Origin of the sequence: Pseudomonas sp. PMCC200344, assembly GCF_030053095.1 — a bacterium.
Taxonomy (GTDB): domain Bacteria; phylum Pseudomonadota; class Gammaproteobacteria; order Pseudomonadales; family Pseudomonadaceae; genus Aquipseudomonas; species Aquipseudomonas svalbardensis.
The window spans coordinates 3,901,674-3,919,281 of the sequence record NZ_CP125618.1 but is presented as its reverse complement, the minus strand read 5'-3'; the positions used below and the strand labels follow the sequence as shown (position 1 = coordinate 3,919,281).

At 56.5% G+C, this 17,608-nt stretch carries 20 protein-coding genes and 4 pseudogenes; 7 read left to right on the top strand and 17 right to left on the bottom strand.

Features of this window, described 5'->3' with window-relative positions; all coding sequences use genetic code 11:
* Position 1: 1 nt before the first annotated feature.
* Positions 2–746 (top strand): annotated as a pseudogene (locus QFW87_RS17865) (agmatine deiminase family protein).
* A 38-nt stretch (positions 747–784) separates the two neighbouring features.
* Here the strand turns inward: QFW87_RS17865 and phnE are convergent.
* From phnE to QFW87_RS17845, 4 genes are read right to left on the bottom strand one after another with little or no spacing between them, the layout of a single operon-like run.
* Complete coding sequence (gene phnE, locus QFW87_RS17860) at positions 785–1,552, bottom strand: phosphonate ABC transporter, permease protein PhnE (RefSeq protein WP_283188411.1); 768 nt, start codon at positions 1,550–1,552, stop codon at positions 785–787.
* On the bottom strand, positions 1,549–2,376 hold the full coding sequence (locus QFW87_RS17855; protein WP_283188410.1) for an ABC transporter permease: 828 nt from the start codon (positions 2,374–2,376) through the stop codon (positions 1,549–1,551). The genes phnE and QFW87_RS17855 overlap by 4 nt, the downstream gene beginning before the upstream one ends.
* Entirely contained in the window at positions 2,370–3,167 is a 798-nt protein-coding gene (locus QFW87_RS17850) for an ATP-binding cassette domain-containing protein (protein WP_283188409.1), read from the bottom strand. Before QFW87_RS17850 ends, QFW87_RS17855 begins: the two co-directional genes overlap by 7 nt.
* The gene (locus tag QFW87_RS17845; RefSeq protein ID WP_283188408.1) at positions 3,164–4,015 is read right to left on the bottom strand and encodes a putative selenate ABC transporter substrate-binding protein; all 852 of its coding nucleotides are present in this window, start codon (positions 4,013–4,015) and stop codon (positions 3,164–3,166) included. The genes QFW87_RS17850 and QFW87_RS17845 overlap by 4 nt, the downstream gene beginning before the upstream one ends.
* A 291-nt stretch (positions 4,016–4,306) precedes the next feature.
* Between QFW87_RS17845 and QFW87_RS17840 the strand changes: the two genes are divergently transcribed.
* The gene (locus QFW87_RS17840; protein WP_150656192.1) at positions 4,307–4,615 is read left to right on the top strand and encodes a panthothenate synthetase; all 309 of its coding nucleotides are present in this window, start codon (positions 4,307–4,309) and stop codon (positions 4,613–4,615) included.
* A 45-nt stretch (positions 4,616–4,660) separates the two neighbouring features.
* On the opposite strand, the gene QFW87_RS17835 is transcribed toward QFW87_RS17840, so the two are convergent.
* From QFW87_RS17835 to QFW87_RS17820, 4 genes and pseudogenes are all read right to left on the bottom strand, one after another.
* Entirely contained in the window at positions 4,661–5,146 is a 486-nt protein-coding gene (locus QFW87_RS17835) for a GNAT family N-acetyltransferase (protein WP_283188407.1), read from the bottom strand.
* A 46-nt stretch (positions 5,147–5,192) separates the two neighbouring features.
* Positions 5,193–5,996 carry a 2OG-Fe(II) oxygenase gene (locus QFW87_RS17830; RefSeq protein ID WP_283188406.1) on the bottom strand — a complete coding sequence of 268 codons (804 nt, stop codon included), beginning with the start codon at positions 5,994–5,996 and terminating at the stop codon, positions 5,193–5,195.
* 77 nt (positions 5,997–6,073) lie between these two features.
* Positions 6,074–6,883, bottom strand: a complete 810-nt coding sequence (locus tag QFW87_RS17825) for a glycosyltransferase (RefSeq protein ID WP_283180788.1) — start codon at positions 6,881–6,883, stop codon at positions 6,074–6,076.
* A gap of 324 nt (positions 6,884–7,207) precedes the next feature.
* Positions 7,208–7,513: pseudogene (locus QFW87_RS17820) on the bottom strand (methyl-accepting chemotaxis protein); the annotation flags it as partial.
* Positions 7,514–7,639: 126 nt separating this feature from the next.
* On the opposite strand from QFW87_RS17820, the gene QFW87_RS17815 reads away from it, so the two are divergent.
* Complete coding sequence (locus QFW87_RS17815; RefSeq protein WP_283188405.1) at positions 7,640–8,119, top strand: anti-virulence regulator CigR family protein; 480 nt, start codon at positions 7,640–7,642, stop codon at positions 8,117–8,119.
* A gap of 50 nt (positions 8,120–8,169) precedes the next feature.
* On the opposite strand, the gene QFW87_RS17810 is transcribed toward QFW87_RS17815, so the two are convergent.
* Positions 8,170–8,604 (bottom strand): GFA family protein, encoded by a 435-nt coding sequence (locus QFW87_RS17810; protein ID WP_095133270.1) that lies wholly within the window; start codon positions 8,602–8,604, stop codon positions 8,170–8,172.
* Positions 8,605–8,645: 41 nt separating this feature from the next.
* Complete coding sequence (locus tag QFW87_RS17805) at positions 8,646–9,587, bottom strand: carbon-nitrogen hydrolase family protein (RefSeq protein WP_283180785.1); 942 nt, start codon at positions 9,585–9,587, stop codon at positions 8,646–8,648.
* Positions 9,588–9,690: 103 nt separating this feature from the next.
* On the opposite strand from QFW87_RS17805, the gene QFW87_RS17800 reads away from it, so the two are divergent.
* Both QFW87_RS17800 and QFW87_RS17795 read left to right on the top strand, forming a co-directional pair.
* Entirely contained in the window at positions 9,691–10,374 is a 684-nt protein-coding gene (locus QFW87_RS17800) for a helix-turn-helix domain-containing protein (RefSeq protein ID WP_283188404.1), read from the top strand.
* A 93-nt stretch (positions 10,375–10,467) separates the two neighbouring features.
* On the top strand, positions 10,468–10,980 hold the full coding sequence (locus QFW87_RS17795; protein WP_283188403.1) for a hypothetical protein: 513 nt from the start codon (positions 10,468–10,470) through the stop codon (positions 10,978–10,980).
* A gap of 278 nt (positions 10,981–11,258) precedes the next feature.
* On the opposite strand, the gene chrA is transcribed toward QFW87_RS17795, so the two are convergent.
* Positions 11,259–12,617, bottom strand: a complete 1,359-nt coding sequence (gene chrA, locus QFW87_RS17790; protein WP_283188402.1) for a chromate efflux transporter — start codon at positions 12,615–12,617, stop codon at positions 11,259–11,261.
* Entirely contained in the window at positions 12,610–13,554 is a 945-nt protein-coding gene (locus tag QFW87_RS17785) for a chromate resistance protein ChrB domain-containing protein (protein ID WP_283180782.1), read from the bottom strand. The genes chrA and QFW87_RS17785 overlap by 8 nt, the downstream gene beginning before the upstream one ends.
* 99 nt (positions 13,555–13,653) lie before the next feature.
* Here QFW87_RS17785 and QFW87_RS17780 point away from each other — a divergent pair, with 99 nt between their 5' ends.
* Positions 13,654–13,824, top strand: coding sequence for a hypothetical protein (locus QFW87_RS17780; protein WP_283184663.1), 171 nt, complete (start codon positions 13,654–13,656; stop codon positions 13,822–13,824).
* On the opposite strand, the pseudogene QFW87_RS17775 reads toward QFW87_RS17780, so the two are convergent.
* The 5 genes and pseudogenes from QFW87_RS17775 to QFW87_RS17755 form a co-directional block, all read right to left on the bottom strand.
* Positions 13,786–13,943: pseudogene (locus QFW87_RS17775) on the bottom strand (twitching motility protein PilT); the annotation flags it as partial. The gene QFW87_RS17780 and the pseudogene QFW87_RS17775 sit on opposite strands and share 39 nt — an antisense overlap.
* A gap of 253 nt (positions 13,944–14,196) precedes the next feature.
* Entirely contained in the window at positions 14,197–14,622 is a 426-nt protein-coding gene (locus QFW87_RS17770; protein WP_283188401.1) for a GNAT family N-acetyltransferase, read from the bottom strand.
* A 164-nt stretch (positions 14,623–14,786) separates the two neighbouring features.
* Positions 14,787–15,800 carry an acyltransferase gene (locus tag QFW87_RS17765; RefSeq protein ID WP_283180780.1) on the bottom strand — a complete coding sequence of 338 codons (1,014 nt, stop codon included), beginning with the start codon at positions 15,798–15,800 and terminating at the stop codon, positions 14,787–14,789.
* Between the two features lie 507 nt (positions 15,801–16,307).
* Positions 16,308–16,463, bottom strand: coding sequence for a hypothetical protein (locus QFW87_RS17760; protein WP_283180779.1), 156 nt, complete (start codon positions 16,461–16,463; stop codon positions 16,308–16,310).
* Positions 16,464–16,521: 58 nt separating this feature from the next.
* On the bottom strand, positions 16,522–17,151 hold the full coding sequence (locus QFW87_RS17755; RefSeq protein WP_283188400.1) for a LysE family translocator: 630 nt from the start codon (positions 17,149–17,151) through the stop codon (positions 16,522–16,524).
* A 267-nt stretch (positions 17,152–17,418) separates the two neighbouring features.
* Here QFW87_RS17755 and QFW87_RS17750 point away from each other — a divergent pair.
* Positions 17,419–17,569: pseudogene (locus QFW87_RS17750) on the top strand (DUF3455 domain-containing protein); the annotation flags it as partial.
* Positions 17,570–17,608: the final 39 nt, after the last annotated feature.

Below are 17,608 nucleotides of genomic sequence, written 5' to 3'. Positions count from 1 at the left end.
CATGTCGACGCGTCGTGCGTTCATCAAACAGGTATCGGTAGTCGCCGGTTTGGGCGCGGCAGCGTCTATCGGGCTTGGCCTGACCCCCCTGCGCACGCAAGCGGCTACCCCCGGCAGTTGGCGTATGCCGGATGAGGGCGACAGGCATCAGCGGGCCTTCATCGCCTTTGGCGCACAGGAAGCGATCTAGGAGGATTTCACTCCCGACGTACAAGCCGCCATTGGCCTGATCGCTCGCACCCTCGCGCGATATGAACCGGTGACCGTGTTCTGTCGCAAGAGCGAACGGGAGCTGGCCGAAGAACACTGCGGCACGGCTAACATCACTTACGTCACCGATTTCTACGCCCGCTTCGTCAAGCCAGGCGTCGTGATCGCCAACCTCGACAACGACCCTCAGTCATACGATTTACAGCCTCACGCGTGCCCATTGGGACATTCTTAAAAATGCCACGGATGCCGATGGCCGCAAGCTGCAGGTGCATACCGTGTCGCCACCGCTCAACCCTCGAAAGAGCAAGTTCAGCCGCAACAACCCGGACTTTGCGGCAGGCTACATCAACTACTTCGTGATCAACGGGGCGGTCATTGCGCCCGAATTTGGTGACAGGGCGGCAGACTCCAAAGCCTCTGATTTGCTGTCCGAACTCTACCCGGACCGTGAAGTGGTGCAGCTCAACATCGACGCGATCGCTGCCGGTGGCGGCGGTATCCACTGTGTGACCAGTCACCAACCGTTGGCTTAGTCTGGAACAACTCATTGCCATCGGGTGCTGCGAAGCCGTCAGGCCTTGACCCAGCGTTGACGGCTCCAGCTGCTCAATGTGTCGACGGCAAATACCAGCAACAGCATGGCCAGAATGACCGTGCTGGCTTGAGCTTCCTGGAACAGGCTGAGGCTGACATAGAGCATTTGCCCCAAACCACCGGCGCCGACGAAGCCGAGCACACTGGCCATGCGGATATTGTTTTCCCAGCGGTACAGGATGTAGGCCAGTAGTTGTGGCAACAGGTTGGGCAGTGATCCGTAGCAGAATGCCCATAGGGCATTGCCGCCCTGCAGGCGGATAGCTTCGGCCGGTTCGGGTGGGGTGTTTTCCAGCGCTTCGGCGAACAGCCGGCCGAGCACGCCGGTGGTGTGCAAGGCCAGGGCCAGGGTGCCGGCATTGGGGCCGAGCCCGGCGGCGAGGACCATCAGCGCAGCCCACACCAGTTCCGGAACCGCGCGCAAGGCGTTGAGCACCAGACGCGACGCGCTCTGCAAAGGCCAGCCGAAGCGCCCGGCCGCGGGCAATGCCAACAGCAGGCCGAATACCGCCGCGAGCAGGGTGCCAAGGGCGGACATGGCGATGGTTTCCAGTGCGCCGTGGCCGATGGCTTGCAGATGGCCCGCGCTCAGGTCCGGGCTGAGAAAACGCTGCGCATAAGCGCCCATCTGCTTCAGGTTGCTGCTGTCACCCAGCTCGCCGAGGTCGATGCCCAGGTAGATGAACGAGGCGACCACCGCTGCGCCGATACACAGGAGCAGCACCAGGTTGATCAGGCGGTTCATGTCAGCCTCCAGCGCAGCAGGCGACTGAGTTGATCGGCGAGCAGTACCAGGACGAGAAACGTCAGTAACAAACTGGCCACTTCACCGCCGGCGAACATGCGCAACGACAGGTCCATTTGCTGGCCCAGACCGCCGGCACCGACGAAGCCCATCACCACCGAGGCGCGGATTGCGCATTCCCAGCGGTACACCGTGTACGACAGCAGTTCCGCAGCGACATTGGGCAGGATCCCGTAGAAAAAGGCTGCGAGCCGACCGCTGCCAGCCTGCAATAGCGCGTGAGCCGGGCGCTGGTCGACCGACTCGAAAATTTCCGCGTAGACCTTGCCCAGCATGCCGCTGTAGGTAATGGCAATGGCCAGCACCCCGGCCGTCGGGCCGAGGCCGACGGCGCGCACAAACAAAAGCGCCCAGACGATTTCCGGCACGCTGCGCAGGAAGATCAGTAAACCGCGTACCGGCCAACGCAGCAGTTGGCCCCAAGAGCTCGGGTGGCCGGCACGGGAGGCAGCAGACAGCGACAGAGCGCGACTGGCCAGCAGGCTGGCGGGGACGGCCAACAGCAACGCCAGGGCCATGCCCGCCGTGGCGATGGCCAGGGTCTGCAGGGTGGCTTGCACTAACAGCTCAATGAATTCCTCGCCATGGGCCGGTGGCCAGAAGGCTGAGACAAACCGGCCCATCTCGTTCTGACTGTCACTCGCCACCAGTACACTGAGGTCCAACTCGCTGAAGTGAATGCCCGGCCACAGCAAGGCAAGGGCCAGTAAGGTGAGCAGCAGGCGGGGCCAGGTGGCCGGATCTCGGGTATCACGGGTCAGCATCGGGGAATCTGCACACTCAAGGGCGCCGGAGTAATCGGTGGGGATTGCAGTTGTTCGTTGGCGTAGAGCTTGTCGAGCAGCTCGCGGTCGACGTCGCTGGACGCAAGGTCGAACATGATCTGCCCATCACGCAAGCCGATAATGCGCGAAAAGTGCGCCAGGGCCAGCTCCACCGCATGCAGGCTGGCGACCAGGGTGACGTTGTGCTGCCGGGCATGGCGGCAGAGCACCGACAGCGTGTGCTCGGCCAACACCGGGTCCATGGCCGAAACCGGCTCATCGGCCAGCAACACCTCGGGCGCTTGATACAACACGCGGGCAATGCCCACGCGCTGTAGCTGTCCACCGGACAGTTGCTGACATTGCGCGAACAACTTGTCGCTGAGGTCCAGCCTGGCCAATGCCGCGCGTGTGCCCGGAATGTCCACTGGATGCAGCAAGTTCAGCAGACTTTTGCCCAGACCCCACTGACCCAGCTTTCCAGCCAGAACCGCAGTGACCACGCGTTGGCGCGGTGGCAGCGGGGGCGCTTGATGGATCAGGCCGATGCGTGTGCGCAGACGCTGACGCTGACGGGCAGACAGCTGCCAGGCGCGCTCGCCGAGCACCTGCAGCTCGCCGTCGTCCGGTCGCAGGGCGGTGGCCAGCAGGTTGAGCAGGCTCGACTTGCCCGCGCCGGACGGACCGATGATGGCGACCTGTTCGCTGGCACCGATGTGCAGGTCCACACCGCGCAACGCATGGACGCCGTTAACGTGGGTAAGGCTGACCTGGGTCAGATGCAACGTCATTTGAGCAGTTCGGCGGCGCGTGCGGCTTCCTCGATGCCCTTGTAGTTCTCGGGTTTGGTTTCGATGAATCGGCTGGCGGCCTGCAGATCCAGAATCTCCTTGTCCTTCGGATTCGCCGGATCGAGCGCCAGGAAGGCAGTCTTTATCTTGGCCGCCAGCGCCGGGTCGAGGGTCCCGCGCACCGTCCAGTTGTAGTCGTAATAGGCCGGGGTGGTCGCAAACACTCTGACCTTGGTGGTGTCGACCTTGCCGGCGGCGACCAGTTTTTCCCACACGCTGGCGTTCAGTACCCCTGCGTCCACCTTGCCGGCCTGGACCCAGGCGACAGTGGCGTCATGGGCGCCGGAATAGCCCACGCGGCTAAAGTAGGTTTCCGGCTTGATGCCGTCCTTGAGCATGAAATAGCGCGGCATGAGACTGCCCGACGTGGATGACACCGAACCGAAGGCGAAGGTCTTGCCCTTGAGGTCGGCGAGGGATTTGACGGCCGGGTCGGCGGTGATGAATTTGCTGGTGAACTGGGCGTCCTGTTCGCGCTGTACCAGCGGAATGGCATTGCCGGTTTTCAGGCGTGCCTGCACGAACGTGAAGCCGCCCAGCCAGGCCATATCGATTCGGTCAGTGGCCAGCGCCTCGACCACGGCCGGATAGTCGCTCACGGGAACGAACTCGACTTTCATGCCCAATTGTTGTTCCAGGTAGGTGCCCAGCGGCTTGAACTTGCGCAGCAGTTCGGTCGGGGCTTCATCGGGAATGGCGCTGACTTTCAGGGTGCCGGCGGCCTGCGCCAGCAGGGTGCAAAAAGACAGGGTCAAGCCGACAGCCAATGCCAGGGTACGGTTGAGCATGAAAATTCTCCGGTGCATTAAGGCAAAAGTGTCGATACGCCAAGCGCAAGCTGGTTGCTGCATGGCGCTTTGTGAGGGTAGACGAAATGGAGCTAAATTGACCGCTTTTGGCCCCATTGGTAGTGGGACAAGCCTGAAGTCGATCCGGCCAGGATGATCCCTGGGTTAGCGCTTTTAGCAGCCCGAAATCGCCATGTTTCATGACCGCCCGTAACCCGGCACGAGGGTTAGCTCACGCTTCGCTATTCTTGATGAGACTACAGGGTTGCAAGTGGAACAGAGGATTGAATGATGAAGATGTTACTGATGGTCGAGTGCCCTAACGAACCCTTCAACTCCCTTGTCAAAGCGGGGACGGTGGGCGAGGTTATTGAGCGCATCCTGAACAGCATCAAACCGGAGGCGGTGTACTTTACTGAACAAGATGGCATGCGTGCTGGGATTTTTGTGGTCGACGTACAAGACCCCTCCGACATCCCCGCTTTTGCGGAACCCTTTTTTCTCAACTTCAACGCCACCTGCAAGTTCCGTATTGTGATGAGCGCACAGGATCTGCAAAAGGCCGGTCTGGAGACACTCGGGAAAACGTGGGCGTGTTGAGAGGCCATTTGGGGTCGGTACTGACGACCCCGATCCGCCTGTCAGTCAGTTCCGTACAGTCCAAAGCATGGTCTGAACCCTGATGTGTGGATGGCTGACCAAAGGCTCCCATTCATCGATGAAAGAGAAACCCTGCTTTAGATAGCAGTTCGAGGCTCTTGCATTGTCCGGGGAGACATCCAGAAAAACGCGATCATGCCCTTTGCAGATTGCGCGAGATTTCACCGCCTCAACCAGCTGTGCTGCCACACCAGAACCACGTGCAGCGGGTTCAACCCACATGCCGATCAGGTTATAGCGATTCGCTTGACTGACCCCGGCACCGATCATCCCCACCGGTTTATCGTCCTTGATGGCCAACCAGAATTCCGCTCCGGTCGCTGACGAGCCTCGCTCTTTCCACTGCTCGTCACTGTATTGAGCGGCCGTTTGGTAACTCACACCAAACGCTGTCGGCGTGTCCAAAAGCGCAGCGAGACGGACTTGCTTCAAAAACATCCAGTCTTTGGCTTCCGTCAATCGAATCTCCATGATCTTCCTTAAAGATGGCTAAATTTTTCACCGGGTGTTTCGTAGTTTAGTTTTTTTTCTTGATTAGTTTACCCAGGTAGTACTTTAGGCTTAAACGATCTTTGGGCCTTGGTTTGTAGTGTGTTTTATTTCTTTGTGCGGGATCAATCACCAGGGTTCCTGCGGTGTAGTAATAAAGCGCTATAGACCTGCGCGTGATGTGCTCTGGCGTTGTTAAAGGCTCTGGATGCCCATGATTGCTGTCTTTGTCTGTATTGAAAATGACACATCGATTGTAAATGGGCAGGACTTTTTTAAGACAGGTCTTCATGTTGACATCCCAAAGTTCAAGGTTGCCGCCGTATTCCTCTCGCCAGTCTTCATTTAGATAAATGATGATATTCAGTCTGCGCTCAACGTTAAGCTTTTTGTTGAGCCTGAAGTCCGAGTGCACCCCCAGGAAACCACCAGTTTTCGTTTCATGCAGGCCGCCACCCGTAAAGTAGGGGTCGGGTATCAAGCCTTCGATGCCTGTGAGCTTTTCAAGAAATTGCAACATGGGGGCCGAGTTAAAGGCGTTGAAAATAGTCTTCAAATAGGGAGTGCATTCGTTGGGACTGATTTGACGTTTTCGTTGACCTTTATAGCCGCGCTCATAGAGCATTTCGTTGTTGGTGGGTTCGATTGGGAAGTGCGAGCAGATACTCGCAATCAGCTCTTCATCCAGGAAGTTATCGATGACGATGTGCGGAAATGGCGTAGCCTGAGTATAGCCACTGGCCAATGAGGAACCCAAGGCGCTGGCGGCGTTCTGGTCGAAATCAAGCGCCGGGGAGAGGGTCATAGGTAGTGCTTGAGTGATGGGTGCCATTACCGCTCCAATAACTTGATATAGGTGGATGACTTCAAGCAGCGTCCAGCACACTGCTCGTTATGTCTCTTCGTCGCTTAACTTTTGCTGTCTTCTTTTTTCAGGCGCTTAAGAATATCGTTGTACATTTTGGTTCGTCTATGAGTCTTTTCATAGCCGCCAGCCGCTGCGACAGTGCCGGATTGGATGTGATCCAAATAACTGAAGATTTTACGCGGTGATACCATTTCAACGACATAGCCAAGCTCGGTCATGCGGTCTTGGAGGGTGTAGCCTGGCACGCGATCATCCATCGAAAAATGCATGTTGTGCTGTTTGATAAGTTTACAGTTCCACAATGTACAGAAACTCTTCAAGTAGACTTCTCTGTACGGTTTTGGCTCTCTGGAGCGTAATCCCATGGAGATTTTCAGGCGTCTGAAATGGTGTTTGAATAGTCGTGAGCTAAAGCGCCAAAGCGTTCTTGTGGTACCGCGGTTTAATTGCTCAATACAACCGACGGCTACGACTTTTTGATTTTTCAAACATTTATTCAGCATCATCGGAAAAACATTTTTATCGAAAACAAATGTGTCGGTGTGCAGTAGAAATAAATAATCAGTTTCAACTCGCTCCAAAACCAGATCAAGTGCTTTGCCATGTGCGATATGGCCCGGTTCTGGTTCAGAAACAGAACGCTCGATTAAATTGATCCAGTCAAGCGTTCGTAAATACTCAGTGCTTTCATCGGCGGAATAGTTGTCAACTACCCATATTGGGACGCTGTGGCTGCCCACATGCTGGTGCAATAAGTCTAAGCATATCCTGGTGATTTCTGGTGTTTTGTAATTGACTATAACTATGCTGAAGGTTTTAGAGTTGTCAGCCAGAAATCTATTGTTATTCATCGTTCATGTGCCCAATGATACTGCATGTTATTGGAGGAGTAATTGAGCTTTTGTACAGCTTTTGCTTAGTTGGCTGCACAAGATCTGCTTAACTAAAAAAACACTATTTTTTAAGCCTCTTTGTCAAACATAACTATAGCTTACTCTGCCTGATGGAGAGCAGTATATGCGGGCGTCATCGTATAAGGATCTGCTCTGTCGGTAAATATCCGTGACTTAATTCGTTACACGTTCCCCCGCTAGCCGTCTCCCGTACACGCAGCTTGGCTAAGAACAGCCATTGCTGTAGATACCGTGGTACTCACGGCTACTGCGCATTGAGCATCACTGATCAAACGTGCGGCCCAGTGCATCCAGGCGAACCGCGATGGGTGGCAAGCGCTGGCTGCTCAGGGCAAGGGTTTCGACATCGTCTGCGGTGCTTTGCGCGATGGTCTGCACAGACTGCAAGCGCCCGACCACTTCGCGGCTTGCCGTGGATGGTTTGCGGGTGGTGGTGACAATGCGCCCATTGAGTTCATCGATATGGGAGATGTCGCTGCCCACCGCCTGCAACATCGCGGCCGCCAGCTGACTGTCTTCGACACAGCGCTCCACACCTTCGAGGCTGTCATGCATGGCCTCGACGGCGAGTACGACAGGCTCCGTTGCAAACCGGCCGTGGGAGCTTGGGTGTCGATGGCAGGAAATAGAACCCACATCACCGATAGCGTCTAAATTCCAGAGAGATCTCCCGCCACCCTGAAGGAACGACTCATGCTCAGCTCTCGCTCATTGATTGCAGCTATTACATGCCTCGCGCTGGTTTCCGGTTCAGTGACTGCATTGGCCGATCCTGGTAATGGAAAGGGTCAGGGAAACGGCAAGGGAAACCCGCAAAACAGCCAGGTTCATGGCAACCAGGGAGGTCAGGGAGGTAAGGGAGGTAAGGGCAAAGATTCCGGGGGCGGTGATTGGGATAATGGCCCAAGCATCAATCGCGCAAGCGTTCTTGGAATTATTGGTGGGTATCGGGACTACTGGAGCCCCGGACCTGCATTACCACCCGGCATTCAAAAGAGCCTCGCGCGAGGTAAGCCGCTTCCCCCCGGGATTGCCAAAAAACTGGACGGCCGGTTGATCGGCAGGCTTCCTCATTATGATGGATATGAATGGCAGCAAGTTGGCACCGACTTGATATTGGTCGCGCTGGCAACCGGGCTCATCTACGAAGTGCTCAACGGTGCTTTCGATTGATGGGCATGATCCATATGCCCATTTGAAGGTGGCAACCGGCGTAAACAGCGCTACTCGTCCACGCTGATACCCGATCCCCCTAATTCGTTGGGGACATCCTTCAGCTTGGGCAATCCATCTTTGATGCGCAGCACGGTCTCCTGATAGTGGACGTGAACGCCTGGCGAATACGCAAGATCCGGGATGACCGCGGCATACACATCGATCAGCCCCATCCCCGGGTGTTCAGTGAAGATGTGCCCGCCGCACGTCTTGCACCACTTGCGATAACTCTGCGGTGTCTTGTTGTAGGTACCAATGTTGTCAGCACCCCGAGTCACTTGCACCGCCTCGGGTTTCCACAGCGTGAAGGCATTGACCGGCCCTGCTGACCAATGCCGACACGACTCGCAATGACAGTAGCCCATTCCGACCGGCTCGCCACTGACGGTGAACTCGACTGCGCCGCAAAAACAACTGCCTTTGTAAGACCGTTCAATGCTCATGGCATGACTCCTTGATCAATGTCAGGCGATACCGCCGGACTTCATTCGTCGATGTAACGCACCGCAGTCGCAGGCGTGCGCCGCACCTGCAGTTCGAAAATGTCAGGGCGCGCGTAATGCCCGGTGACATCGAGCGCCCGCCGCGCTGGCGCCACGAGAGCGACGTCGATGTCCGCATACAGAATGCCGGCCTCTCGGTGTAATGGACCGGCCACGATCCGGCCTTGAGGGCTGACCACCACTGAGTCGCCGTCGTTGATCCATTCGTCCGGATCGGGAAACAGTTGCGCACGAGACGGGAAGTCGTTGGGGATGTCGCTGCCGCGCAGTGCGGAGCCACTGCCGAGCACCCAACAGCGGCCTTCAAGTGCAATGTGACGCATCGTGCTGATCCAGCCTTCGCCCGTGTCGTACGTGGGGGCGACGTAGATTTCCACCCCTTGGGCATACAGTGAATAGCGTGCCAACGGCATGTAGTTTTCCCAGCAGATGAGCGCACCGACGCGGCCGACCGGTGTATCGACCGGACGCAACCCGGTTGCATCACCGAAGCCATGCACCATGCGCTCGGGATTGGTTGGCATCAGCTTGCGGTGTCGGTTGAGCACGGCGCCGTTCGCGCCGATAACGACTACGCTGTTGTAGAGCGTGCCGCCTCCGTTGCGCCGGTCGCATTCATTGATGCCGCACACGATCGTCACCGCATGCACCCTGGCGGCCTCGCACAATTGGCTCAGGTCACCGTTCGCGATATCGACGGCGTTGGTCAGCAGCCGCGTGTGCAACTGGCCCATGACAGCCCCGTCCTTTCCCGCCGCCAGCCGCCAGATCCAGGACGGGTAACCGGGAATGTACGATTCGGGCAAAACGATCAGCGAGGCTCCCGCCGTCGCTGCCTCGGCGACCGATTGCACGGCCTGGGCGATTGTCGCGCTGCGATCGAGCAGCACGGGCGGACGCTGAATGATGGCTACCTTGGTCATGGCGTGCTCCTTTGGTATTTGGCTTTCGAGGTTTCAGCGTGCGCGTGGCGAAGTGGCGGGGCTAGTTCAGAATCTGAAGCGTTGTAGTTGCGGAGCCAAGGCAATGGATGAAAGCTACGGTCAGTTCTGCACGGTCGCGCGCGGCGCTGAAGCCCTGTGCGAGCGCTGGACACCCTTGGTCGTGCGCGAGTTGCTGTGCGGCAGCAAGCGCTTCAATGAACTGCACCGCGGCGTACCCCGGATGTCCACCAACCTGCTGGCACAACGTCTGCGCCATTTGGAAGAGATCGGCGTCGTGCACCGCACGGCCACCGGCAAAGTCTGGGAGTACAGCCTGACCGAGGCGGGCGAGGAATTGCGCCCCATCATCATGGCGCTAGGGCATTGGGGCGCGCGCTGGATCGGCAGTCGCCTTCGCGATGACGAACTCGACGCGGGGCTGCTCATGTGGGACGTTCGCCGGTTCGTGCGCGTCGAGACATTCCCGTCCCGACCGGTAGTCATCCACTTCAAGTTCCGCGACGCGCGACCGGGCGAGCAAGCGTGGTGGCTCGTGGTTGAACAGGGCGTGGCAGACCTGTGTCGCGACGATCCCGGCCGCGAACTGACGCTTGTCGTGGACTCCAGCGTGCGCGCGTTGACCGAGGTGTGGGCGGGCGACCGCACACCGCGGGAGGTTCTGCAGTCGCGAGAGCTGCGCGTAGATGGCGCGGTGAAGGATGCGGAAAGTTTGTGGCGCTGGCTTGGCACGAGCGCGTTCGCGGGTACCCGGAGCGCTGCACGCTAGCGCTGGCAGCCTCCGTCGGTCGCAGGACTTGAACTGTCTGGGGGCTAATACGTCATAAGACTCGCGATATCAACCAACCTTACGGAAGCAATTATGCTTTTAAAGAATAAGAGTCTCGTTGCTGGAATGTCCTGTGCCCTGATGCTTGCGGCCGCCCCATTACTCCCTGCTGACCTGTCCATCATGAACTCCGCCTATGCGAAAGACGGTGGTGGTGGTGGTGGTGGTGGTGGTGGTGGTGGTGGTGGTGGTGGGGGTAACGGGGGCGGAAACGGAGGTGGTAATGGCGGTGGCCACGGCGGCGGTACAGGCGGCGGTCACAGCGGTTCAGGTCACTCCGGCAACTCTGGCAGCAACGGCCGCGGTAATGGACTGTCCAGCGATCATGCCGGCAAGTCTGTTCGCGACCATGGTGAAAGCGGAAACCACTATGGCAATGATCGCAATGGTGATCGCGGTCATGGCTCAAAGACTTCAGGTATCGCCAATTCCAAAGACACTCGCGGCGTGGCCAAAGCCAGTGCAATCTCGACCTCGACGCCAGGCGATCACAACACGAAAGGGTTGAGCAAAGCCGGGACGTCGGTATCGAAGAAATCGCACTGATCAGCCATAAGGGCTGACGGGAAAGTCCAACAGACTCAACTGCAAAGGCTGCCGCACGCTTGAGCTCAATTGGACTTCTTCGGTGGGTAGTTGCCGCGTAAGCCCCCGGACTGGGTGCCTGTTTTACTGGGCAGGGCAGGGATTACCGGACGGGATCTGGGCTGGGGATTGGAGCGGCTCCGGGGTTGAGGTTGTTTGCTCATTGTTTGCCTCCAGACTTTTCCGGGTTTCGCGAAGGCCTTCAGATAAAGCTTAGCTGCTGGCTGATCACATCCTCTCTAACGCAGCAAATGCACCGCCAAGCCGACGAGCGCGCAACCCATCAGCACCTGAATGACGCCCCGTTTGAAGCGGAACAAGGCAATCGCCGCGGCAATGGCGATCAGTGCAGAGGGCCAGTCGAGGTTGCCGCTGAAGCCCTTCGGCCACAGCACGTGATAGCCGAAGAAACAGGCCAGATTGAGGATCACTCCAACCACCGCCGCTGTGATTGCGGTAAGCGGTGCAGTGAACTTGAGTTCGTTGTGGGTCGATTCCACCAGCGGACCCCCGGCGAGGATGAACAGGAACGAGGGCAAGAAGGTGAACCATGTCACCAGGGTGGCCGCGACAGCCCCGGCCAGAAATACATGATCGGCGCCGAACACTTGTGAGACGTACGCTCCAACAAAGCCGACGAAGGCCACCACCATGATCAGCGGCCCTGGTGTGGTTTCCCCCAGTGCCAAACCGTCGATCATCTGAGTCGGGGTAAGCCAGCCATAGTGACCGACCGCACCTTGATAGACATACGGGAGGACTGCATAAGCCCCGCCAAAAGTCAGCAACGCAGCCTTGGTAAAGAACCAGCCCATCTGGGTCAAGGTACCTTCCCAGCCAAAAAGCGCGGTCAGGACTCCCATCGGCAACGCCCACAGCGCTGCGCCGATGAGGGCCAGCAGCGCCAGTTTCATCCAGCTGAACCGGGCATGTTCCGGGGACGGGGTGTCGTCATCGATCAAGGCCGGGCCGAAGGACTTTTTGGCAGCGCTATGGCCCCCGGTTCTGAACTTCTCAGGCGCCAGACGCCCTCCGACATAGCCGATTGACGCTGCCCCCAATACGATCAGCGGGAAAGGAACATTGAACGCAAAGATCGCAGTAAATGAAGCTGCTGCTATCGCCCACAGCCAATTATTCTTCAGCGCCCGAGTGCCGATCCTGTGTGCCGCCTGCACCACGATGGCCGTCACGGCAGGCTTGATCCCATAGAAGAGGCCGGCCACCACAGGCACTTCGCCGAACGCGATGTACATCCACGACAAAGCGATGAGGATGAACAGAGAGGGCAGCACAAACAACACTCCGGCGATCACTCCGCCCCAGGTTCGATGCATCAGCCAGCCGATGTAGGTCGCCAATTGCTGAGCCTCTGGCCCAGGCAGCAACATGCAATAGTTGAGCGCATGGAGAAAGCGTCGTTCAGAGATCCAGCGCCGACGTTCTACCAGTTCCTGGTGCATGATCGAAATCTGTCCTGCTGGCCCGCCGAAACTGATGAAGCCGAGCTTCAACCAGAACCGGAATGCCTCACACAAGCTGATCGCCTCCGGCCTCGATAGATCCTCTTCAGCCGTTGATGCCAACACCTTACTCATTGGGTTGTTCCTCTTTCACAAACTCGGCGAGCAGGCCGTCGAAGATGGCGCTGGCAGCAGCCAGCAAGTGGTCGTCATGGGTAATGGTTTCGCGCAATCCCGCCAGCACGCGCTCGATGCCGGCAGCCTCCAAAGGCTGAATGCCGCCGATATCGAGGTAGTGCACCAAGGCCGCGATGCGGTTCAGGCCGGGCTCTTGAAGCTCAAAACTGGCTTGCAGGGTTTCGAAGGTCACACGATTGCCGACATGACTGAAGGTCGCATCATCGAAGTCGAAGCCCAGCGCGTCTGCCGGACAGTCCTGTGGAGTATTCAGCCAGAGGATCTGAGCTTGAGGATCAATGAAGCGCCGAATCAACCAGGCGCAAGCCAGACGATCAACCCACGGACGCTTACGTGTTGCCCAGACACGACGTTGATAGTCGCTACGGTTGAGTGCCGTTATGGGTTCGTCGCGGCTATGTGGTTCATCCGCAGACAACGCTCTGCTGGCAGCCGTCTCAAGCTCCTGCAAGGCTGAATCAATCTGCTCCTTGGGCTTACCTGGGAAATAATCGATGTAGGTGAGCTGATCGTAGTTTTTGCGTAGCTTGCGAATTTGTTTGGTGGTGGCCAATGCGTTTTCAGGATTGAGCTGTCCACGGCACTCTTCAATTTCTGCGCGTAGCTTGCTGTAGTCATCGCTACGGTCGAATAACTCGACAAAACGCTCACCCTCCGGATCGACCACGGGCAGGATGTAAACAGTGCCATTAATAGAAAGGATGTCGCGTTCGACAGACGCCAGAGCATCGCGACAGACACTGGTATCAGGCAACAGATAGGCACCATCGCGCAAAACCGCCGCACCTGAGGCTTTCAGAGCACGCCAGGCTCGCATGCGCTCGGTGGCATTCGCGGTGGGTAAAGCGAGAATCAGTGTCAGCCAGTTATTCATGTAGAGAGCGCTATTTATTTTGTAGTTCATATTACGTTATCGGTGTTTTTGGCGTTTGGAAAGCCATCCTTAAAAACTGGGATTTTGGCGATGCATTAAATGGGGATTGATTTATTTAGTGTGGCCGAAGTGATCAATCGGCATATCCAGCAGATCTACGACGAGGCGCGGCTGGTCGAAAGCCTGGCCAGCTCTGCGCAAGAAGACTCAGGCCGGCTTTCGCACCTCTCGAATGAACTGAACGGGCGGGTGGGGCGCTTCAAGTCTTAGAGCCGGCCCGATGCGCTCGGCTATCGGCCCAGCAGAGGACAAGTGAAGGACTGCCGCCGCCGTTCGGCCGGCAGGAAGTCGTTGAGCTCCTCGTAGAAGCGGAAGGTTGCACTGGTCATGCTGAACAGTATGGCAGGGCTGCAAGGATGAACGAGTCTAGTCCGGACATCTTCTCCGGCAGACCCCAAACTACGAAACGCCCGCTGAACGATTCAGCCAATCTGTTGCATCGACCGGTTGAATCCATAACCCATAGCGGACCTAACCGGTTTCTGAGTCCATCCAGGTCAAAAAATCATGGACCCTGAGTCGTAACCTCTTTTGGCTTCGCGTGTGGGTTCTTTGCCTCGGCAAAATTAACTCAAAACGCTGCTAGCACAGCGTCTTTTGGTAATAGAGTCGAGTATGTCCTGGTGGGTAATCTGCCAAGCATCCGAACTCGGAATACCCAAGTTTTCGATAAAACCCTGGCGCTTGAAAGCTGAAGGTCTCTAGCCAAATGCCAATGCAGTTCTTCTTTTGCGCGATATCTTCGGCCATGCGCATTAACCGCTCCCCGATACCCTGGCCCCGCATCTGCTCAGGAACGCTGACAAGATCGATAAGTAGCCATCGATAGGAAATCTTCCCGTACAGCCCGCCAATGACTTCGTCCCTGTCAGGGGCTCGTAGCAGCAGAGCAAATGTTTCATGCGCGTCGTCTCCGCCGTTAGTCAGGTTATGAGCCAGCAGCGGGGTCAGAATGGCTAGGCGCTCTGCTTCAGTTACATTTTCTGATAGTTGGATTTGTGCAGACATGGTGCTCTCCCTGAGCGTTTTTCAACCGGGTCAAAATGGTATCCCATTCGCGTCACCCATAATGAGTCAGCTGACAAATTAAGTCGTCCGTTTTTAGACAGTTCTGAATGGCTGCTTTTGGCCGGATTGCTTCCTGTCGTGAAGGACCGCAATCGACTGTGGATTCAACCGGTCGATGTAACAGATTGGCCAGCTACTTTCTTGGCAAATCTCTTACCAAAAGCAATCCACCATTTTTCATAATAGAAGGTCGAGATATGCGCGGTGAGAAAAATGGCGGCGAACAACAAAGGGCGCTTCAAATATTTTATGACGGTATCTCCGCTACCCAGCCAAGTATGTATTAGCAGCGGATGAACAACGTAGAGAGCGTACGAGATGGTGGCGATATAGAATAAAACGCGATTATTCAGAATCTGGGCAACTCGTGTCCGGCTATTGAGTAACGTGCTCCCCACCATTGCTGCGGCAAGGTAGGGGCGGAAGTAGTTCATGAAGCCCGCATCGGGATGACAGGACAAAACAAATAGGAGGACTAAAAATATTTGCGCGATCTCCGTTTGTGTCGGAAGTTTCGCAAGGATGTTGCCCAGTCTATTGTTGTATATCAGTGCAAGTATGCATCCGGAAAGTATTTCATCAATGCGGTAATAAGTGTTGATTGCGACGTGGACATCGTTCATAACTCGGTACATCGTGACGGCGATGCAGAGACAAGGGATTAGCACTACCCACTTGTTTCTCATCAGAACTACCAGCAAGGCGATGGCGAAATAAAATTGGACCTCCATGCACAAACTCCATAGGTGGCCGTTTACACTACCAAGCCACATAGGCGGCCAGTTGGCAATGAACAGAAAGTTTGCGATGTAGAAATCCGGAGTGCTGTTCATGACAGGTAAAGCAATGGCCATATACAACCAGGCGAGAGGCACAACCCGAAAGATTCTGCGGATTAAAAAATCAACAACGCTGCTGTTGTTGAGCAGAAAATTTGTTATCAGGAAACCCGATAGCGTAAAAAATATAGCCATTCCCATAACGCCTGCGGCGGCATTAAATTGCCAAGGCTTTGGGCTAAGTGGTAGCAGGTGGCACGCCAAGACAAGCAAGATGCTTATGCCGCGCCATCCATCAAGTACGCTGAATCGAGAACCCGCTACCGAACTACCATTCATGTTTGCATTCGCTCGTTGGATTGTGTGTCTCAATCAGCAGTAAGCTAAAGTTTCCGCCCCCGCGCATTTTTTCCAGAAATCATAATTCCATATCAATGCCAGGCCCGTTCTTGGGTCGATAGAAGGCATTCGATAAAGGCAGTGCTGCGTTTGAAGACTGTCTGAATGCATATAAAAACCCAGTAGTTGCAGCGGTGAAAAATTCATGAAATCAGATCACTTAAGCCTGTAGTCTAGGACACCTTTTGCACTTTACACTTCACGCCATGAAAAAATTCCAGGCGCGAGGAATTCGCTAAATGACTGGGTTTTTGAGCATGGCGCTAAGTGAATCGCCCACTTTTGGTAGATACCCTGACCGGCGGCTTTTGGCCGTTCTCTGCCGATCATGGTTACAAAACGCGTCGGTCAAGTCGATGCAAACAGCTGGTCAGGTCGAATGCAAATGGGTGGTCAAATGCGACGAAAATGGGTGGTCAAGTGAGCTGCAATTTCGCACCAGTGCCACTACGCCTCAAAATTGAATCCACCAGGGAACGCGGTCTCGATTGCAATGGTCGGGATCGCAGTTAGGTCAACATCCATTTCTGAGGCGGTCACCGGCAGCAGCATCCGCCCGCGCCTGAGGTACTCCATCAGCGCAATGAGATGAGTGATGCCCATACGGTTCCGCGTGAGGGTGGTTACGCGTGCGTGAACGAGGAGGGCGATCCGCTCCTGTTCAGTGCAGATCGCTGCGGCGATACAGACTTATGCCCAGAGCCAACATGGCGAGCATGCCGGCGCAGCTGCGATTGATCCACGTCATCACCCGGGCGGAAAAGCTGCGCATCGCATGACGCCCGCCGAATGCGTAGATCGCCATCATCACACAATCGATCGCCGCGCTGGTCAGAGCCAGTACCAGATATTGCTGGGCGACAGGCTCGCCGGGGCGAATGAACTGTGGCAAGAACGCCGAAAAGAATAGCAATCCCTTAGGGTTCGATAGCCCGACCAAAAGGGCTCGCAGGAATGCGGCGCGACCGCTGGCCGTCGTCGTACCTGGCGCGTGCTGCAGCGCTTGCGTCGGCGCCCGCCAGAGCACCCAGGCCAGATAAAGAAGATAGAACGCACCCAGCCATTTGACTAGGCTGAACAGTTGCTCAGATGCCTGTAGCAATGCTCCCAAGCCACAGCCGACCGCTGCGATGAGGATCAGATCCGAGAGCGCCGCGCCTGCCATACCGAACGCCGCCACGCGCATACCGTGCGAAGCACCGTTATTGAGCGCCAGCAACATGGACGGGCCGGGGACCATCATCACCGCGCTGACTGCGACGATGTATAGAAAGAGTGTCGAAACATCCATTGAGCAAACCCTCCAGTTTGGGGCCATATTGCATAGTGCAAAAAAAGTCGGCAAGGCCTTGCACGCGCTGAGCTACTGACGACACGGGTGTCATAGGTGTGAAAATCGGCATTCAAAGCCAACTAACTGTTGCCGCTGACCGAAAACTGACCCAGTAAAGGCTGTTCTGTCCGCCTTTCAATTTGACTGGAGCGAAGAAGGTCCGCTTTTGGCTGTGGATTCAACCGGTCGATGCAACAGGTAATTATGGGGCGATTTCAGTCAGTCGTGACAGAGGGTCATAAGGTCGCGCTGGAAGCCGTGGGCGAAATCGCTTATGAGTGCCGCGACAAAAGCTAACGCCGCTGGCCAGACTGAATGGTTTTTTGACGGACCCAAAGCGGTACTCAATGATCGCGGCATCAAACAGGCCGGCACCGACTTGCCGAGGGGCAAGGTGATCAGTTTGAGATCATGG